The 16,255-nt window shown below is 67.7% G+C and carries 15 protein-coding genes; 8 read left to right on the plus strand and 7 right to left on the minus strand.

Annotated elements, in window-relative coordinates; genetic code table 11:
• Nucleotides 1–10 precede the first annotated feature (10 nt).
• Nucleotides 11–2,053, minus strand: coding sequence for a hypothetical protein (locus tag DMB86_RS20505; RefSeq protein WP_171814359.1), 2,043 nt, complete (start codon nucleotides 2,051–2,053; stop codon nucleotides 11–13).
• A 130-nt stretch (nucleotides 2,054–2,183) separates the two neighbouring features.
• On the opposite strand from DMB86_RS20505, the gene DMB86_RS04030 reads away from it, so the two are divergent.
• The 3 genes from DMB86_RS04030 to DMB86_RS04040 all read left to right on the plus strand — a co-directional run bounded on the left by DMB86_RS04030 (nucleotide 2,184) and on the right by DMB86_RS04040 (nucleotide 4,055).
• Nucleotides 2,184–2,447 carry a hypothetical protein gene (locus DMB86_RS04030; RefSeq protein WP_129545456.1) on the plus strand — a complete coding sequence of 88 codons (264 nt, stop codon included), beginning with the start codon at nucleotides 2,184–2,186 and terminating at the stop codon, nucleotides 2,445–2,447.
• Nucleotides 2,448–2,537: 90 nt separating this feature from the next.
• A complete protein-coding gene (locus tag DMB86_RS04035; protein WP_113716655.1) occupies nucleotides 2,538–3,194 on the plus strand; it encodes a hypothetical protein in 657 nt (218 codons plus the stop codon).
• A gap of 87 nt (nucleotides 3,195–3,281) precedes the next feature.
• The gene (locus DMB86_RS04040) at nucleotides 3,282–4,055 is read left to right on the plus strand and encodes a TM2 domain-containing protein (protein WP_113716656.1); all 774 of its coding nucleotides are present in this window, start codon (nucleotides 3,282–3,284) and stop codon (nucleotides 4,053–4,055) included.
• 89 nt (nucleotides 4,056–4,144) lie between these two features.
• Here the strand turns inward: DMB86_RS04040 and DMB86_RS04045 are convergent, their stop codons facing one another.
• The 6 genes from DMB86_RS04045 to DMB86_RS04070 all read right to left on the minus strand — a co-directional run bounded on the left by DMB86_RS04045 (nucleotide 4,145) and on the right by DMB86_RS04070 (nucleotide 10,219).
• Nucleotides 4,145–5,434 carry an NYN domain-containing protein gene (locus tag DMB86_RS04045; protein ID WP_171814360.1) on the minus strand — a complete coding sequence of 430 codons (1,290 nt, stop codon included), beginning with the start codon at nucleotides 5,432–5,434 and terminating at the stop codon, nucleotides 4,145–4,147.
• A gap of 182 nt (nucleotides 5,435–5,616) precedes the next feature.
• Nucleotides 5,617–6,000: an RNA-binding S4 domain-containing protein gene (locus DMB86_RS04050; RefSeq protein ID WP_113716658.1), complete on the minus strand. Its 384-nt coding sequence runs from the start codon at nucleotides 5,998–6,000 to the stop codon at nucleotides 5,617–5,619.
• 59 nt (nucleotides 6,001–6,059) lie between these two features.
• The gene (locus DMB86_RS04055) at nucleotides 6,060–7,061 is read right to left on the minus strand and encodes a sugar phosphate isomerase/epimerase family protein (RefSeq protein ID WP_113716659.1); all 1,002 of its coding nucleotides are present in this window, start codon (nucleotides 7,059–7,061) and stop codon (nucleotides 6,060–6,062) included.
• A 2-nt stretch (nucleotides 7,062–7,063) separates the two neighbouring features.
• Entirely contained in the window at nucleotides 7,064–8,353 is a 1,290-nt protein-coding gene (locus tag DMB86_RS04060; RefSeq protein WP_113716660.1) for a Gfo/Idh/MocA family protein, read from the minus strand.
• A gap of 10 nt (nucleotides 8,354–8,363) precedes the next feature.
• Complete coding sequence (locus DMB86_RS04065) at nucleotides 8,364–9,479, minus strand: Gfo/Idh/MocA family protein (RefSeq protein WP_113716661.1); 1,116 nt, start codon at nucleotides 9,477–9,479, stop codon at nucleotides 8,364–8,366.
• Nucleotides 9,480–9,484: 5 nt separating this feature from the next.
• Nucleotides 9,485–10,219 carry a sugar phosphate isomerase/epimerase family protein gene (locus DMB86_RS04070; RefSeq protein WP_113716662.1) on the minus strand — a complete coding sequence of 245 codons (735 nt, stop codon included), beginning with the start codon at nucleotides 10,217–10,219 and terminating at the stop codon, nucleotides 9,485–9,487.
• 137 nt (nucleotides 10,220–10,356) lie between these two features.
• Between DMB86_RS04070 and DMB86_RS04075 the strand changes: the two genes are divergently transcribed.
• The 5 genes from DMB86_RS04075 to DMB86_RS04095 all read left to right on the plus strand — a co-directional run bounded on the left by DMB86_RS04075 (nucleotide 10,357) and on the right by DMB86_RS04095 (nucleotide 16,192).
• Complete coding sequence (locus DMB86_RS04075; protein WP_113716663.1) at nucleotides 10,357–11,598, plus strand: ROK family transcriptional regulator; 1,242 nt, start codon at nucleotides 10,357–10,359, stop codon at nucleotides 11,596–11,598.
• Nucleotides 11,595–12,665, plus strand: a complete 1,071-nt coding sequence (locus DMB86_RS04080; protein ID WP_113716664.1) for a LacI family DNA-binding transcriptional regulator — start codon at nucleotides 11,595–11,597, stop codon at nucleotides 12,663–12,665. Before DMB86_RS04075 ends, DMB86_RS04080 begins: the two co-directional genes overlap by 4 nt.
• A 316-nt stretch (nucleotides 12,666–12,981) precedes the next feature.
• A complete protein-coding gene (locus tag DMB86_RS04085) occupies nucleotides 12,982–14,289 on the plus strand; it encodes an ABC transporter substrate-binding protein (RefSeq protein WP_113716665.1) in 1,308 nt (435 codons plus the stop codon).
• A gap of 87 nt (nucleotides 14,290–14,376) precedes the next feature.
• Nucleotides 14,377–15,360, plus strand: coding sequence for a carbohydrate ABC transporter permease (locus DMB86_RS04090; protein ID WP_113716666.1), 984 nt, complete (start codon nucleotides 14,377–14,379; stop codon nucleotides 15,358–15,360).
• Nucleotides 15,353–16,192, plus strand: coding sequence for a carbohydrate ABC transporter permease (locus DMB86_RS04095; RefSeq protein WP_171814361.1), 840 nt, complete (start codon nucleotides 15,353–15,355; stop codon nucleotides 16,190–16,192). Before DMB86_RS04090 ends, DMB86_RS04095 begins: the two co-directional genes overlap by 8 nt.
• Nucleotides 16,193–16,255: the final 63 nt, after the last annotated feature.

The raw sequence follows: 16,255 nt of genomic DNA on the forward strand, positions 1-16,255 counted from the left end.
CATCTTCCTTTTACGTTAAATCGATCGTAGCGTCCACGGCGAGCCCGCCGGCGCTGACGCCGTCGCGCAGGAGCGTGGTGAGTTCGGTGAGGCGGTCGAGCCTGAGCTGGGCGGCGCCCCGTTCCTGATCCAGGAGTCCCAGGGCGTGCTGCAGCTGCCGTGCCGCGGCGTGCGGCACCAGCCGGAGCGCCCAGTGCCGCCAGTCCTTGGAGGCGGCGGCATTGATGTCCGCGGCGACCAGCTCCGGCATGAGCCCGCCGGGATCGGCGCCGCTGATCCGCAGCACCCGGGCGGGATATTCGACGACGGCCCCGCCCCCGGCGTCGACGGCCGCCGCGGGTGTGGGGACGGTGGCGAAGACGACGTCGCCGGGCTCGGTCAGCCGCGCGTTGGGGTGGTTGGCCGCCAGGACCAGGCGGTCGATCCTCCTGACAGCCGTGCCGCGGCGTCCCTGCCCCGCGCCGCGCCCAAGGTCCGCGGGCCCGAGGACCCGGGCGCCGCCGTCGTCCGCCAGCGGCAGACCGGCGGCGAGGCGCACCCCCTGGACGTAGCGCAGGTGGCCCTGCGACAGCAGCACGTCAACCATTTCGGTGTTGGGGGTGCCGTGGCCCAGCGACACCCCGACGGACAGGGGCGCCGGGGCCGCCGCGGGATCGTTGAGCCGGGCGAGGAGCCGGTCCGCCCGCACCGCCTGCTCGGCAGCGGCGGGCCCGTCGCGGCGGGCCGCGGCGTGACGGACCAGCGCGCCGCGGCGGGCGAGCAGGCGGGAGGTGGGCACGGTGCGGGCAAAGCGCATGGCGTGGGAGCGGATCAGGCCCGCCGTTCCCAGCGAAACGGCGAGGTCGCCCACTAGGTCCTGCACGGCGTCGGCGGTCAACGGGGTGTCGGTGAGGTCGGCGACCATGGTCCAGCGCTCGGCGATCGGCACGGACGCGTGGGCGGGGCCGAGCACCCAGAGGGCCAGCGACTGGCGGGCCTTGGCGGGGACCAGGCCGGCGGGGAGGCGGACGATGGCGCGCACCCGGCCCGAGCGGAGCAGGTCCGAGCGCACATCGGCGGCCCTCGCGTCGTCGAGGGCGTCCGTAAGCACCGACGCCGGAGCCATGAAAACCCCGCGCTGCGAATCGTCCATCTGCAGGACGGTGTTCTCAATGTCCGCCAGAATGTCCGGCGCCGCCAGGTCCGGGGCGCCGGGCGGCGGGTACGACGCCACATGGACGGCCGGTTCCCCGACCGCGAACTGGCCGCCATCCGACACGGCCAGCGGCCTGCGGCGCGCGCCGTGGACCAGCAGGCGGCGCAGGGCGGTCCGCGACGCCTGGTCCCGCCCGTCGCGCGTCAGGATCAAGGGATCCGCATCTTCGGGCAGCCGGTCCAGCACGGCCGTGAGCAGGTCACTGCCGCCGGGGGTGGAATCGACAAACACGGGCCTCCCGGTCCCGTTGCCCGCGGCCAGTTCGACGGCGGTCCCCGCCGCCAGCTCGACGGCCGGTTGCGCGAGGGCAGTATCCGCCTGGCCGCGCAGCCCGGCCCGGTGGCGGCCGCCCAGGAGCTGTTCCAGTGCGGCGGCGGGGGAGTAGGCGGCGTCCACCAGCTGGTCGGCGTGCGCCGCTGCCTCCGGGGCCGTCCGGCCCAGGGCCTCGATTTCCGAGTAGAGGAACTCGTCGTCCGGGTCGGCCTCGTCGGCGGCGTCAAGCAGGTCGTCAAGGTCCAGGCCGGCCAGCGGACCGCCCGTCAGCCGGCGCAGCGTGATGAGCGCGGTCTGGGCGGCAAACGCCGCTTCTGGATCCGTCCGGGCGGAATCCCGCCGGGCGAAGGCAGCCATGTCCGCCGCAGCCTGGGGATTGTTGCCGTGCCGGGTTGACTCGAGCCAGGCCCCCACCTCGCCGGCGTCAAAAAGCTGCTGGCCGCGGATGACGCGGACCGGTTCGGGGAACGGGGTGGAGGTGGTCCTGCTGCGGCTGCGCCACATCGACACCACCGGGCGCTTCACCTGCGTCAGGGCCGCGATTTCCGCCAACGAGATGCGGAGGGCCGTTGCCTGTTGGTTCACGCGGCCTCCCCTCGATCGGCATGTTCGGTGCGTGTACAGCTTATGTCGCATTCCACAACTTGGGGACAACATGTTGATAAGTCCCCTTATCAGCTGGTTTCATCGGAGATCGCTCTTGGAGGGGCTTAGCTTGGTTCTGTCAACGCAGGACAACCACCCATTGGGGGGCACCACCGTGGAAAGCACCAAGCCGGACGAAGGTCCGGGCAAGGAAACCGGCCGGCTCGTCTTCAGCTCTTACGGCCACGTGCTGGGCCTGACCGACGGGGTGTTGTTCGGCGCCAAGCGGCCGCCTCGACAGCAGGGGACCGCTGCCTCACCGGGGAAAGCGCCCACGGCGGAGCCAGTCCGCGATCCCGGGCACAGCCCGCACAGGGACGCACCGCACGGCTGAGCCGCCCCCGACCGTGGGGTGGCCATTCATTGGGGGACGGCCACTCCACGCCCACTTTTCATCACTCACAGGCTTCTTAGGGGACCAACCATGGAAATCAGCACCAGCCCTCAACCCACCGATCCGGCGCCACCAGTCGAAGGCGGCCCGGCCACAAAAGGCGCCGCCGGGCGCACATGGAAACTGAAGACGCTCGCGGTCGGGGGAGCCGCCGTCGTGCTCCTCGGCGCTGGCACCTGGTTCGGCACCACGCTCCCGGACCCCACCGCCAGCGACGCCTATGTGCAGCTGGCGCAGGGCAAGGCGGGCGTGGACGAAGCCCTCAGCAATTCCAGGGACGCGTACCGGAAGCTGGACGGCGAGTATGCCACCCTGCAAAGCCAAATCAAGGGTCGCGAGGACGCGGTTTCGGGGCGGGAAAGTGCCGTGGGTGCCGCCGAAAAGAAGGTGGGGGAGGCCGAGGCCGCGGTGAAGAAGCGTGAGGACGCCGTCACAGGGGCGGAGAAGGCAAAGGCCAAAAACACCATTGACGAAGGCACCTGGGCTGTCGGTCGGGATATCGCGCCGGGCACCTACGTGAGCGCCGCGGCCGTCGGTTCCGACTGCTACTGGGCCATCCTGGCCGGTGGCAGCAACGGCTCCGACATCATCGAAAACGACATCCCGGGCGGCGGGCGTCCGTCCGTGACGCTCAGCGCCGGGCAGGACTTCAAGTCCTCCAGCTGTGGCACCTGGACCAAACAGTAGGCCCCGCCCTCACCCGCCCGCCGCACTCCGCGGCACTCAGAACATCCGACGCGGCGTCACCCGCCGCGTCAACGAAAGGAAACGACCATGACCCACACACTCCACCCCGGGGCCCCGTCCCTGCAGCCCGCTCCGCTGGGCCACGCCGGCGTCGGCACCAAGTCCTTCGTCACCACGTGGGTGCTCGCCCTCCTGCTGGGCGGCCTGGGCATCGACAGGTTCTACCTGGGCAAGGTGGGCACCGGCATCCTCAAGCTCGTCACCCTGGGCGGACTGGGCGTCTGGACGCTCGTGGACCTCATCCTCACGCTTGCCGGCAGGCAGCGGGACAAGCAGGGGCTCCTGCTGGCCGGCTACGCCAAGCACAGGGTGCTGGCGTGGATCGTCACCGCCGTGCTGGTCGTGGCGGGCGCCGTGTCCGGCGGGGCCGCGGGTTCCGGAGCGGGCACGGCCGCTGATCCGTCCGCGGCGCCCGCGGCCCCGGCCGCCGCGGCGCCCGCAAAGGCACCGGCAGCAATGGCTCCGGCACCCGCGAAGGCCGCCGCGCCGGCAGCCAAGAAGTGGACGACCGTCCAGTCACTGCTGGGGACGAGTGATTCCGCCAGCCAGGTTTTTGAGTTGACGGGGTCGGAGGCCCAGCTGAGCTACGACTTCAAGGGCGGCGCCGACATGGTGGTTGCGGCGATCTACCTGGAACCGGAAGGCAAGGACATTTCCAAGGACGGGGGCATCCCGCTCGTCATGCTCAGCAAGACCGGGGCCAGCACGACGGCACTGCACAAAACTGCGGGCAGGTACTACCTTGACGTGCGCGCCGCCAACGTCGACTCGTGGACAGTGACGGTCCAGGAAAAGCGGTAGGTGCTGGCGGGCATACAAGGCCGGGAGCCGGCGTCGTACTTCAAGAACGACGCCGGCTCCCGGCTTGGAACTGATGCAAAGGGCCGATTCTAGGATTCCCCGCTGTCGCAGTGGAGCCACGCAGCCAACTCCTGCTTCTCGGACTCATCCACCTCGAGTCCTGCCAGTTCCGCTTGACGCAATACGCTGATAAAGAAGGCGCGGGCTATGGCTGCGGCGTCCGGAGAAGGATCGGCATTCAAGTTGGCGCCCCCGTCCCGACATGCACGAACAACAAATGAGAAGGCCCGGCGTGGAATTTCCAGGCCCTGCCCCGCCACCTGGTCCCGGGACCATTTGGACGCTTCCGTGAAGTTGAAAACGTGCATCGCCGCATAGGTGGCAAGTGTTTCAAACACCACAGGCCAGTGGCTCGAAGATAGTGTGGGCATTCCGGTGACTTCCGAGAAGTGCATCACCGTGGCGGGCAGGGCGGGCCGCGGGGCGGACATGGATGCGGGTGGCTCGATATGGCGCGTCGGATCCCAAAGGTGGTACTGGGAAAACTGCGCATTGGGAAGTTCCAGCATCTGAAGCGCTCGAACGAAGGTACGCGCCCCATACCAGGTACCGTCCTCCAGACCTGCCCCGGATGCAGCCTTCAGGTCCGACGACAAGCGCGCCAAATTGATGGGATCGTTCGCTTTTGAATAAATGGACCTGACCTCCCGGGCGAAGTCGTCGTAACCGGTCTTCGCTTTCAAGACGGAGCCAAGGTCGACCGTCGGCGGCGCGTGGCCGTCCAATTCCCGCGCAATCTGGTCGTCATTGATTTCCGCATCGGTCTCAGGATCCATCGAGGACAACTCGAAGATGTCCTGCTCATCGAGGAATCGGTCGGCAAGGGATTCGTAGGCCGTTGCCGTTGATGAGGTTGCGATAACTGTTATGCGACGGTCATCCGCACGCAAGACTTGAAGGAGTGGCGTGAAATCGGCGTCTGCTGACGCGAGGACGAACTCGTCATATCTGGTGTTACTACTCAGGGCGGTCATCACATCGATGACGATGCGGATGTCGGCACCGTTCTTTGACCCTTTGGTCAGGGCAGGACAGTCCACTACTTCAACCCCCGCCTGGGTGAAGAAAGGCCGGAGCTTGGAAAAATAGACTCGTTCGCCTGGTTTGCCAGGGTCCGGGAGTGAACCCGCAGGGTTCATATAGCAGCGTAGGACCAGCCATCGACGTTCATCTCCGTCGGCGTACATGGTGCGTAGTTTATGCAGCCACCGGGACGGGCTTTTAGCCAGCTCCATGGCTGACGTGGGATCGGCTGACATCAGGCCGCTGAAGAAATTGTCGAAATCGAGAAACAGGGCTGACTTCATGATTGTGACCACGGGCCTCTCTTGTTCTGTTGGCCTCATCCTGCCACCCCGCGAGAGGAGCCTACAAGGTAGGAACGCGTGGTTGGTCGGTGGCCCGCATTGATGCCGGCATTGGGACGACTGAGGGGACCGCCCAAGGCGGGGTGCCGGGTGCTGCGGAGAGCCCGCGCAAGGCCGGGTGCCGGCGTCGTACTTCAGTCCTGGCCGCGGAGCCTGTCCATGTCGCGGCGGTCCTTCTTGGTGGGGCGGCCGGCGCCGCGGTCCCGCTGCGGCAGTCCGAGCGCCGGAAGCACCGGCCGAGGGGGAGTGTGGTCTGTGAAGCAGTGCGATGCCGCCTCCGCACCCACGCGCTTGTTGATCAGGCGCCGGACCTCCAGGATCCGTTCCCAGCCGGATTCACGGACCCGGACGGTGTCGCCCGGGACCACGGTGTGGGCTGCCTTGGCGTTGACGTCGTTGAGCTTCACGTGGCCGGCACGGCAGGCGGCGGTGGCCACGGAACGCGTCTTGTACACGCGGATTGACCACAGCCAGGCGTCAATGCGCACGGATGCCGGCGCGTTCTTCGGAATGCTCATAGTGGCTTCGAGTCTAGCGCCGGCCGTGCGCACCTGCCGGAGCTGCCAGTGCCGGGAGCTCAGTCCTGGTTGCTGAACGCCGCGTCGAAGGAGAGCTCGGACGGGGCGAAGTTGAACTTCTTCAGTGCGGCCAGGGCCTCGGGCGCGCCTTGGAGGCGGTCCATGCCGGCGTCCTCCCATTCAACAGAGATGGGTCCGTCGTAGCCGATGGCCGTCAGGGCGCGGAACGCCGACTCCCAGGGCACGTCCCCGCGTCCGGCGGAGACAAAGTCCCAGCCGCGGCGCGGATCGCCCCACGGCAGGTGGGAGCCCATGACGGTGTTGCGGCCTGTCATGCGCAGCTTCGTGTCCTTGCAGTCCACGTGGTAAATCCGGTCCTTGAAGTCCCAGATGAAGGAGACCGGGTCGATGCCCTGCCACATGAAGTGGGAGGGGTCCCAGTTCAGGCCAAACGCCTCCCGGTGGCCGATGGCCTCCAGCGTGCGCACGGTGGTCCAGTAGTCGTAGGCGATCTCCGACGGATGGACCTCGTGGGCGAAGCGGACGCCGCACTCGTCAAAGACGTCCAGGATCGGGTTCCAGCGGTCCGCGAAGTCCTGGTATCCGGCGTCGATCACGGATTCGGGGACGGGCGGGAACATGGCCACATACTGCCAGATCGAGGAGCCGGTGAAGCCGACCACAGTCTTCACGCCCAACGCCCGGGCGAGGCGGGCCGTCAGCTTCATTTCCTCGGCCGCGCGCTCCCGCACCCCCTCGGGGTCGCCGTCGCCCCAGACCTTGGAGCCCACGATTGCCTGGTGGCGGAAGTCGATGGGGTCATCGCACACGGCCTGGCCCTTGAGGTGGTTGGAGATGGCCCAGACCTTCAGCCCGTACTTCTCCAGCACGGCGAGCTTGCCCTCGACATAGCCGGGCTCATCCCAGCGCCACGGGTCAAGGTGGTCGCCGGAGCAGGCGATCTCCAAGCCGTCGTAGCCCCATTCGGAAGCTAGCCGGGCCACTACCTCGAAGGGCAGGTCGGCCCACTGGCCGGTAAACAAGGTGTACGGACGGGGCATGCTTAGCTCCTTGAGGCAGTGGCGGACGGGGATGTGGCGGTGCTGGTGGTTTCGGCGGGCCCAACCACCGGGGCAGGCTCGACCACCGGGGGGCCGGGTCTCGACGCGCTCGCAGGGCTCGCTGCTCGACCACCGGGCCCAACCACCGGGACCGTGGCGCCGCCGGCGGCGGAGGAGGCCTCGATCGCGGCCAGGACGCGCTGCACGCCGAAGCCTTCCTCGAACGACGGCGACGGGTCGGTGCCGCCGTCGATGGCCAGCAGGAAGTCGCGGATCTGGTGGGTGAAGCTGTGCTCCCAGCCCAGCACGTGCCCCTGCGGCCACCAGCCCGAAACATACGGGTGGCCGGGTTCGGTGACGAGGATGCGCCGGAAGCCCTGAACGTCGATGGGATCGGTGCCGTCGAGGAAATACAGCTCGTTCGGGTTTTCCAGGTTGAAGGTCAGTGACCCCGTTGTGCCATAAACCTCCACGCGGAGCGCGTTCTTCTGCCCAAGGGCCACGCGCGACACGTCCACTCCCGCCACTGCGCCGCCGGCCAGGGACAGCGTGGCCCAGGCCGCGTCGTCGACCGTGACGGGTTCCGGGCCGTCCGGTCCGGGCCGCTCGGTGACAAAGGTGTGCAGCTTTCCGGAGACGGCGGTGACGGTGTCGCCAAGGAGGTATTGGACCTGGTCGACGGCGTGGGAGGCGATGTCCCCCAGCGCGCCCGAGCCGGCGGTTTCCTTGCGCAGCCGCCAGGTCATGGGAGATCCGCCGTCCACCAGCCAGTCCTGCAGGTACGACGCGCGGACCTGCCGGATGGTGCCCAGCTTGCCGTCCGCGATGAGCTGGCGGGCCAGCGAAAGCGCGGGAAGCCTGCGGTAGTTGAATCCCACCATGGACCGCACGCCCGCCAGCCGTGCGGCCTGGGCGGCGCGGACCATGGCCTCGGATTCGGCCAGGGAATTGGCCAGCGGCTTCTCCACCAGGACGTGCTTGCCCGCGGCCAGGGCCGCCGTCGCGATTTCCGCGTGCAGCCAGCCGGGGGCGCAGATGTCGACGATGTCGATGTCGTCCCGTTCCAGGACCGAGCGCCAGTCCGTGGCGGATTCGCTCCAGCCATACTTCCGGGCCGCCGCCGACACAGCTTCGGCGTGCCGGCCCACCAGGACCTTCTGCTCAAAGGCCGGCACGTCAAAGTGGTTGGCCACGGTGCGCCAGGCATGGGAATGGGCCTGGCCCATGAAGGAGTAGCCAATGGCCGCCACGCCCAGCGGGCGTGGTCCGGCCGGGGCCTGGTGGGAGGTCATGGTGGGCTTCCTAGAGGGTTGCTTCGGTGGGGTTCCAGTCCGCGGGGAGCGGATCGGAGGGCGCGGCCGTGCTCTCGACGGTGACGAAGTCCCCGCCATCCACGGATTCGGCGATCGAGACCATGGCGTCGAGGACATGGTAGGCAAGCTCCCCCGGCGCGCGGTGGGGAACGCCGGCGCGGAGGGAGCGGGCCAGGTCCAGCACGCCCATGCCGCGGCCGTTTGCGGGCCCTTCGGAGGGAATGACGGTCCAGTCCTCCTCGCCGCGCCTGCACAGGCGGATGTCGCCGTCGAAGTTGTTCGGATCCGGCAGGGCGATGGTGCCTTCGGTCCCGGTGATCTCCACGAATCCCATGCGGGCGCGGGGGGACTCGAAGCTGAAGACGCTGTGCGAGGAGGCGCCGGACTCAAACTGGGCTATCGCGCTGACATGGGTCGGGACCTCGACGTCGAACACTTCCCCTGCCTTGGGCCCGGAACCGATCGTCCGGGTCGGGAAGGCGGTGGAGCCGACGGCGGCCACCTTGGCGATGGGGCCAAACGCCTGGATCAGGGTGGTGAGGTAGTACGGCGCCATGTCGAACAGGGGGCCGGCGCCGGTCTGGAACAGGAACGCGGGGTTCGGGTGCCAGGATTCGGGGCCGGGCGACTGGAACATGGTCAGCGCCGTCAGCGGGGTGCCGATTTCACCCGCGTCGATCAGCCGTCGGGCGGTCTGCAGGCCGGCTCCCAGGAACGTGTCCGGGGCGCAACCGAGCCGGACGCCGGCGGCCTGGGCTTCCTTGAGCAGGCCCAGGCCGCTTTCCCGGTCCAGTGAAAAAGGCTTCTCGGTCCAGACGTGCTTGCCCGCCCGCACGGCCGCCGTCGCGACCTCGACGTGGGCGGCGGGGATGGTCAGGTTGACCACAATCTCGACGTCGGGATGGTTCAGGGCTGCGTCCACGCCGCCGAAGGTCCCGATGCCGTACTCCGCGGCGCGGGCCGCGGCCGCCTCCTCGAAGAGGTCGGCGATGACCAGGACCTTGAGGTCGGGGAAGGTGGTCAGGTGGTCCAGGTACTGCTTGCTGATGTTACCGGCGCCGATGACGGCGACGCCGACCGGCCCGCTCTTGGGGGTGGCAGTCATGGGGGTCATGCCTTTCCGCGGTTGAGGAAGGCAAGGCTTTGGGCGATGCCGTCAAAGATGTCCCCGGCGTAGTCGTCAAACTCCACGACGCCGACTTCCAGCGACTTCGCCGCGCCAATGACGTCCCAGACCGGGACCTCGCCCTGCCCGGCGGGCAGCTGGGCCTTGGTGTCGGTGGTCAGCGGGCCGTCCTTGATGTGGATGAACTTTACGCGCTCGCCCAGGCTGGTCAGCACGTCCACGGCGTTGGCGCCGCCCACGGAGACCCAGTAGGTGTCCACTTCCAGCACCAGTTCGGGGTCCAGCAGGGTCTCGAAGTATTCCAGCGCCGTGGTGCCGTTGATCGTGGACTCCAGTTCCCAGGAATGGTTGTGGTAGCCAACGCGGATGCCGTACTCGGCGCCCTTCTTGGCCGCGGCGTTCAAGCCGGCCGCGGTCTTTTGGATGTCCTTGGCGTTCTGCCACTGTTCGGCGGGGACGAACGGGTCGATGACGGTGGTGATGCCCAGCTTCTTCGCGGCCCGGAAGATCTCGTCCTGGTCGTCCTTGAGCAGGGGGGCGTGGCCGGACGGGGCGGTGATGCCGTTCTCGGCAAATGCGGCGGCCAAGGCGTCGGCAGTGGCCACAAAGTTGTACGGCTCCACCTTCGTGAAGCCGAGTTCTGCCACCCGGGCAATGGTGCCGGGCAGGTCGTCCTCGAGGGGCTTGCGCACGGTGTACAGCTGCAGGGAATACGTCACTGGGGGTCTCCTCGAAGTCAAAGATGGTGTTCACTCCAAGCTAAGGGAACTTTTGACGAGCGTCAAGCAAAAGTTGGGCACCAATTGACTTTCATTCGAATTGTGACAGATAGAAGCCCGTGTGTTATTTATTGTGGATGCCCAAGTCCCCAGCAACGCCCCTTGCGCCATCGCCAGGTTTCAACAGCGCCGCCGGTGCGGCCGGCGTCGCGGCGTCGCGCGCGGGGGACGTGTTCCAGCTCCTGCGCGACGGCCACGCCAGGACGAGGGCCGAGCTGGCGGACATCACGGGGCTGGCACGCTCCACCGTTGCCGCGCGGATTGACGCGCTGGCCACCTCGGGCCTCATCGGCCCCGCCGGCGAGGCGGTCTCCTCCGGCGGGCGCCCGCCGTCGCGCTTTGCCTTTCAGTCCACGGCGCGCGTGGTCCTGGCGGTCGACGTCGGCGCCACCCATGTGCTCATCGGCCTGACCGACCTCAGCGGCAAGCTGCTCGCGGAGCTGCGCGAATCCATCGACATCTCCACGGGGCCGGTGGCCGTGCTGGACGCGGTCCTGGAGCACGCCGGGCAGCTCCTGGCCCAGGCGGGCCGGCACGAGCGCGAGCTGGTGGGGATCGGGATCGGCCTGCCGGGGCCCGTGGAGCATTCCACCGGCCGCCCGGCGAGCCCGCCCATCATGCCCGGATGGGACGGCTTTGACGTTCCGGCGTACGTGCAGCGGCGGTTCAGGACGAACGTGCTGGTGGACAACGACGTCAACATCATGGCGCTCGGTGAGCGCGCGGTCTACTGGCCCGAGGCGGACAACCTGCTCTTCATCAAGGTCGCCACGGGCATCGGCGCCGGCATCATCAGCGGCGGGCTGCTGCAGCGCGGCGCGGACGGGACGGCCGGGGACATCGGCCACGTCCGGGTCCCGCGCGGCGGCGACGTGCTGTGCCGCTGCGGAAACCACGGCTGCCTGGAGGCCATGGCGTCGGGGCCGGCCGTGGCCGCGGCCCTCGCCGCGGGCGGCGTGCCGGCGGCAACCGGCGAGGACGTGCTGGAACTGGCCCGGCGCGGCAACCTGGCCGCCATCCAGGCCATGCGCCAGGCCGGCCGCGACGTCGGGGACGTCCTGGCCGCCTGCGTCAACCTGCTCAACCCGTCCGTCATCGTCATTGGCGGCGGGCTCTCCTCCGCCGGCGAATACCTGATGGCGGGCGTGCGCGAGATCGTCTACCAGCGCTCCCTTCCGCTGGCCACGGCGCGCCTGCGGATCGTCCAGTCCATGGCCGCGGACCACGCCGGCGTCCTGGGCGCCGCCCGCATGGTGATTGACTACGTGCTGGCCCCGGCCGGCGTCGAACATCTCCTGGCGGAGCAGCAGCAGCCATGAGCGGGGGCGGCCCGGCCGGAAAAGTGACCATCGCTGGCCTGGCCGGACGCCTCGGCATGTCCAAGGCCTCGGTCTCCTACGCCCTGAACGGCCAGCCCGGTGTCAGCGAACCCACCCGCGCCCGCGTCCTGGCACTCGCCGCCGAGCTTGGCTGGTACCCGAGTTCCAGCGCCCGCGCGCTCTCGCAGTCCCGCAGCGACGCGGTGGGAATCGTGCTGGCGCGCTCCCCGGAGGAGGTGGGCTCGGAATCGTTCTACATGAACGTCCTGGCCGGGATCGAGTCCGTCCTCAGCGAGCACGACATGAACCTGATGCTGCGCATGGTCACCCCGTCTCCGGCCCGCCTGGACCTGGACGTGTACCGGCGGTGGGCGGGGGAGCGGCGCGTGGACGGGGTGATCGTCTTTGACAGTTTCAGCGACGATCCCCGGCCCCCGCTGCTCTCCGGGCTGCGGCTGCCGCACGTGTTGGTCGGGGCGGCCGGGGATGCCGGTCCCACGCCGTTCGGCGCCCACACCACGGTGGACCAGGGTGCCGACGCGGCGACGGTGGTGGAGGCCTTCCACGCCCGCGGACACCGGCACATCGCCTATGTGTCCGGCCCGCTGGGGCTGACGCATGAGGCCGCCCGCCGCGCGGGAATCCATTCCCATGCGAGCCGGCTGGGCATGACGGCCGTGTTCAGCGCCTCGGACTACACCGCGGACGACGGCGCTAAGGCCACCACCGCCGTTGTCGCCGGGCTGGCGCCGGGGTCCCCGGACTTTCCCACCGCGATTGCGTATGGCAACGACCTCATGGCCATGGGCGGGCTTCGGGCGCTCAAGCGCCTGGGGATGTCCGTTCCCGGCCAGGTGTCCGTCCTCAGCTGGGACGACTCCATCCTGTGCCAGCTCAGCTCGCCCAGTGTGGCCGCCCTGGCCCGGAACACGATGGAGCTGGGGCGCCGCTCCGCCGCCCTGCTGCTGGAGACGATCGCCGGGCACCAAGCGGCGAACGTCGCCATGCCCGCAGGCGTGCTGCATGCGCGCGAAAGCCTCGGGGAAGCGGTCCAGGCAGCCCCGTAATCTCATAACAAAGCGGTAACAATGCGCCTGTGCTGAACCGGTTCAGTTATTCTGGTCACAGGGAATTCCCGGTCCTCGGGGCACCAAAAACCGCGTGTTTCCGGCGTCTTCGGCGCGCGGTGCCGCGGTCTTGGAGGGTTGGCCGACGGAGATCTGCCGGTTGCAATTCAATAGCTGAAAAAACTCATCCTAACTTTTGATTGACCATCGTCATAAGTTCATCTAGGTTTGGATTCACGATGAGAAACGGGCCCGCCCAGACGGCTCTGGCGCCGACGATTGGGCCTCCAACAACAAGGACAAGGAAGTCGCGAAAGTGAAAATTCGTACTTTTGCCGCAGCGGCGGCAATCGCAGCGCTGGCCATTACCGCCACGGGCTGCAGTGGGGGCACCAGCGGCGGCAGTTCCGCCAGCGGCGGCGGAAAGACCCTCACCTACTGGGCAAGCAACCAGGGGACCAGCCTGGACAACGACAAGCAGGTCCTGACCCCGGAGCTGCAGAAGTTCCAGGACCAGACCGGCATCAAGGTCAACCTCGAAGTCATCGGGTGGAACGACCTCCAGACCCGCATCCAGACGGCCGTCACCTCGGGCCAGGCGCCCGACGTGCTGAACATCGGCAACACGTGGGCCGCTTCGCTGCAGTCCACCGGTGCGTTCATGCCGTTTGACTCCGCCGCCTTCAGCGCGATCGGGGGCAAGGACAAGTTCGTCAAGACAGCCATGGACACCGGCGGCGTCCCGGGGCAGGACCCCACCTCGGTGCCCCTCTACGGGCTGGCCTACGGCTTGTACTACAACAAGGCAATGTTCAAGGATGCCGGCCTGACCCCTCCCACCACGTGGGAGGAAATGGTCGCCGATGCCAAGAAGCTGACCAAGGGATCCGTCCACGGCATGACCCTGGCGGCAGGCAGCTACACCGAAAACTCGCACTTTGCCTTCATTAACGCGGCACAGAACGGCGCGGAATTCTTCGATTCCTCGGGCAAGCCGACGTTCACTTCGGACGGCGTCGTCGACGGCATCGCCCGCTACCTTGACCTGATGCAGACGGACAAGGTCGTCGACCCCGGCAACGCGCAGTATGACAACGGCACCCAGGCCATCAACGACTTTGCCAACGGCAAGGCCGCCATGGTCCTGAGCCAGAACAACGCCAACAGCTCCATCGCCTCCCAGGGCATGAAGGCCGACCAGTTCGGCGTCGTCGCGTTCCCCGCCCCGCAGGGCGGCAAGGACATCGCCACCATGGTGGCCGGCATCAACATGTCCATCTTCAAGAACACGAAGAACAAGGACGCCGCCCTCCAGTTTGTGAAGTTCATGACCAGCGAGGCCACCCAGGCCACGCTCGACAAGTCCTTCGCCGCGCTGCCGGTCCTGGCCGGCGTCACGCCGAGCTTCACCACCGACACGGCGCTTGCCAAGACGTTCGAGGACATCTACGCCAACAAGTCCAAGCCCCTCCCGCTGGTGGCGGCCGAGGACCAGTTTGAAAGCACCGTGGGCAAGGCCATGAACCAGATGTTCGCCAAGGTCGCCTCCGGCGGCACCGTTTCCAAGGCGGACATCAAGGCGGCATTGACCACCGCACAGCAGGCCGTCGAAGCCGCCGGCTGACCACCGTCACCACACTCGGCATTGAAGGGGCGGGGCCCGCATCACAGGCTCCGCCCCTTCGCAAATCAACCCCTCCCAGAAAGGTGCGTGCCCGCAGTGACTGCCACCACCACCACCCGCAAGTCCGGAGCCGCCGGCAAGGCGCCCAGACGCGGGAACCGCAAAACCCGCCGGGCCGGCTGGTGGCTGCCTTACGCGCTGCTCGCCCCCGCCGTCCTCTTTGAACTGGTCATCCACGTCATCCCGATGGCCACCGGCATCTGGATCAGCTTTCTCAAGCTCACCAAGATGTACATCGCCAACTGGGGCAACGCCCCGTTCTCCGGGCTCAAGAACTACCAGCTCGCGCTCGACTTCAACTCCGCCGTTGGATCCGGGCTGCTCAAGTCCTTCCTGATCACCGCAGCCTTCACCGTCCTGGTGGTCGCCATCTCCTGGGGGCTGGGCATGGCCGCCGCCGTGGCGCTGCAGAAGTCCTTCTTTGGGCGCGGATTCTTCCGCACCCTGTTCCTGATTCCCTACGCGCTGCCCATGTACGCCGGCGTCATCGCGTGGAAGTTCATGCTGCAAAAGGACAACGGCGCGCTGAACCACTTCCTTTTTGACAACCTGGGCCTGCCGGGTGACAAGCCGTTCTGGCTGATCGGCGACAACGCGTTCGTCTCGGTGGTCATCGTGGCCATCTGGCGGCTCTGGCCGTTCGCCTTCCTCATGCTGATGGCCGGCCTGCAGTCGATCCCCAACGACGTGTATGAAGCCTCCGCCGTGGACGGCGCGAAGCCGCTGCGCCAGTGGTCGGCCATCACCTTGCCCATGCTGCGCCCCGTGAACATGGTGCTGCTGCTGGTCATGTTCCTGTGGACGTTCAACGACTTCAACACCCCGTTCGTGCTGTTTGGCGGCTCCCAGCCCCCCGCCGGCGACCTGATTTCCTTCCACATCTACAACGCCTCCTTCCTGACCTGGAACTTCGGCTCCGGCGCGGCCATGTCGGTCCTGCTGCTGCTGTTCCTGCTGCTGGTCAGCGGAATCTACCTACTCTTCATGAACCGGAGGAAAGACCGTGCATGAGACCACCGGTGCCAAGACCTTCAGGATCGTCAGCATCACGCTGCTGAGCATCTTCACGATCGTGCCCATCTGGGTCATGGTCATCTCCGGCCTGAAGCCGTTGAAGGACGTCCAGGGCGCCTTTTCCTGGTGGCCCAAGACCCTGACCATCCAGCCCTACATCGACATGTGGCGGACCGTGCCGCTGGCCAGCTACTTCGTCAACTCGGTCATCGTCTCCAGCGTCGCCACGGTGCTGTCCCTGATCATCGCCATTTTCGCCTCCTACGCCATCTCCCGGTACAACTTCCGCGGACGCTCGGTGTTCTCCACCACGGTCCTCTCCACGCAGATGCTTCCCGGTGTGCTGTTCCTGCTGCCGCTGTTCCTGATCTTCGTGAACATCAACACGAACTTCGGCGTCCAGCTCGTGGGCACGCGGCTGGGCCTGATCATCACCTACCTGACGTTCTCGCTCCCGTTCTCGATCTGGATGCTGGCCGGCTACTTCGACGGCATCCCGCGCGAACTTGACGAGGCCGCCAAGGTGGACGGCTGCGGCCCCATGCGCGCCCTGTTGACGGTCATCCTGCCGGCCGCCCGGCCGGGCCTGGTGGCGGTGGCCATCTACAGCTTCATGACCAGCTGGGGCGAGGTCCTGTTTGCCTCCGTCATGACCACCGACGCGAACCGCACCCTGGCCGTGGGCCTGCAGCTGTACTCGACGCAGACCAACGTGTACTGGAACCAGATCATGGCCGCGTCCGTGGTGGTCAGCGTTCCGATCGTCATCGGCTTCCTGCTGCTGCAAAAGAACTTCGTGGCCGGCCTGACCGCGGGCGCCGTCAAGTAACGCCGCCCGCGCCGGGCATCGAGACCAAGGACGCCGGCACCCGGGTTGGCTTTCCCGCCCGCC

Origin of the sequence: Arthrobacter dokdonellae (assembly GCF_003268655.1) — a bacterium.
Taxonomy (GTDB): Bacteria; Actinomycetota; Actinomycetes; order Actinomycetales; family Micrococcaceae; genus Specibacter; species Specibacter dokdonellae.

Excerpts from the sequence above, each read along its gene's own strand:
- DMB86_RS04035 (WP_113716655.1), top strand. The coding sequence starts at position 2,538 with ATGGAAATCAGCACCAGCCCTCAACCCACCGATCCGGCGCCACCAGTC.
- DMB86_RS04040 (WP_113716656.1), top strand. The coding sequence starts at position 3,282 with ATGACCCACACACTCCACCCCGGGGCCCCGTCCCTGCAGCCCGCTCCG.
- DMB86_RS04050 (WP_113716658.1), bottom strand. The coding sequence starts at position 6,000 with ATGAGCATTCCGAAGAACGCGCCGGCATCCGTGCGCATTGACGCCTGG.
- DMB86_RS04055 (WP_113716659.1), bottom strand. The coding sequence starts at position 7,061 with ATGCCCCGTCCGTACACCTTGTTTACCGGCCAGTGGGCCGACCTGCCC.
- DMB86_RS04060 (WP_113716660.1), bottom strand. The coding sequence starts at position 8,353 with ATGACCTCCCACCAGGCCCCGGCCGGACCACGCCCGCTGGGCGTGGCG.
- DMB86_RS04065 (WP_113716661.1), bottom strand. The coding sequence starts at position 9,479 with ATGACTGCCACCCCCAAGAGCGGGCCGGTCGGCGTCGCCGTCATCGGC.
- DMB86_RS04075 (WP_113716663.1), top strand. The coding sequence starts at position 10,357 with ATGCCCAAGTCCCCAGCAACGCCCCTTGCGCCATCGCCAGGTTTCAAC.
- DMB86_RS04080 (WP_113716664.1), top strand. The coding sequence starts at position 11,595 with ATGAGCGGGGGCGGCCCGGCCGGAAAAGTGACCATCGCTGGCCTGGCC.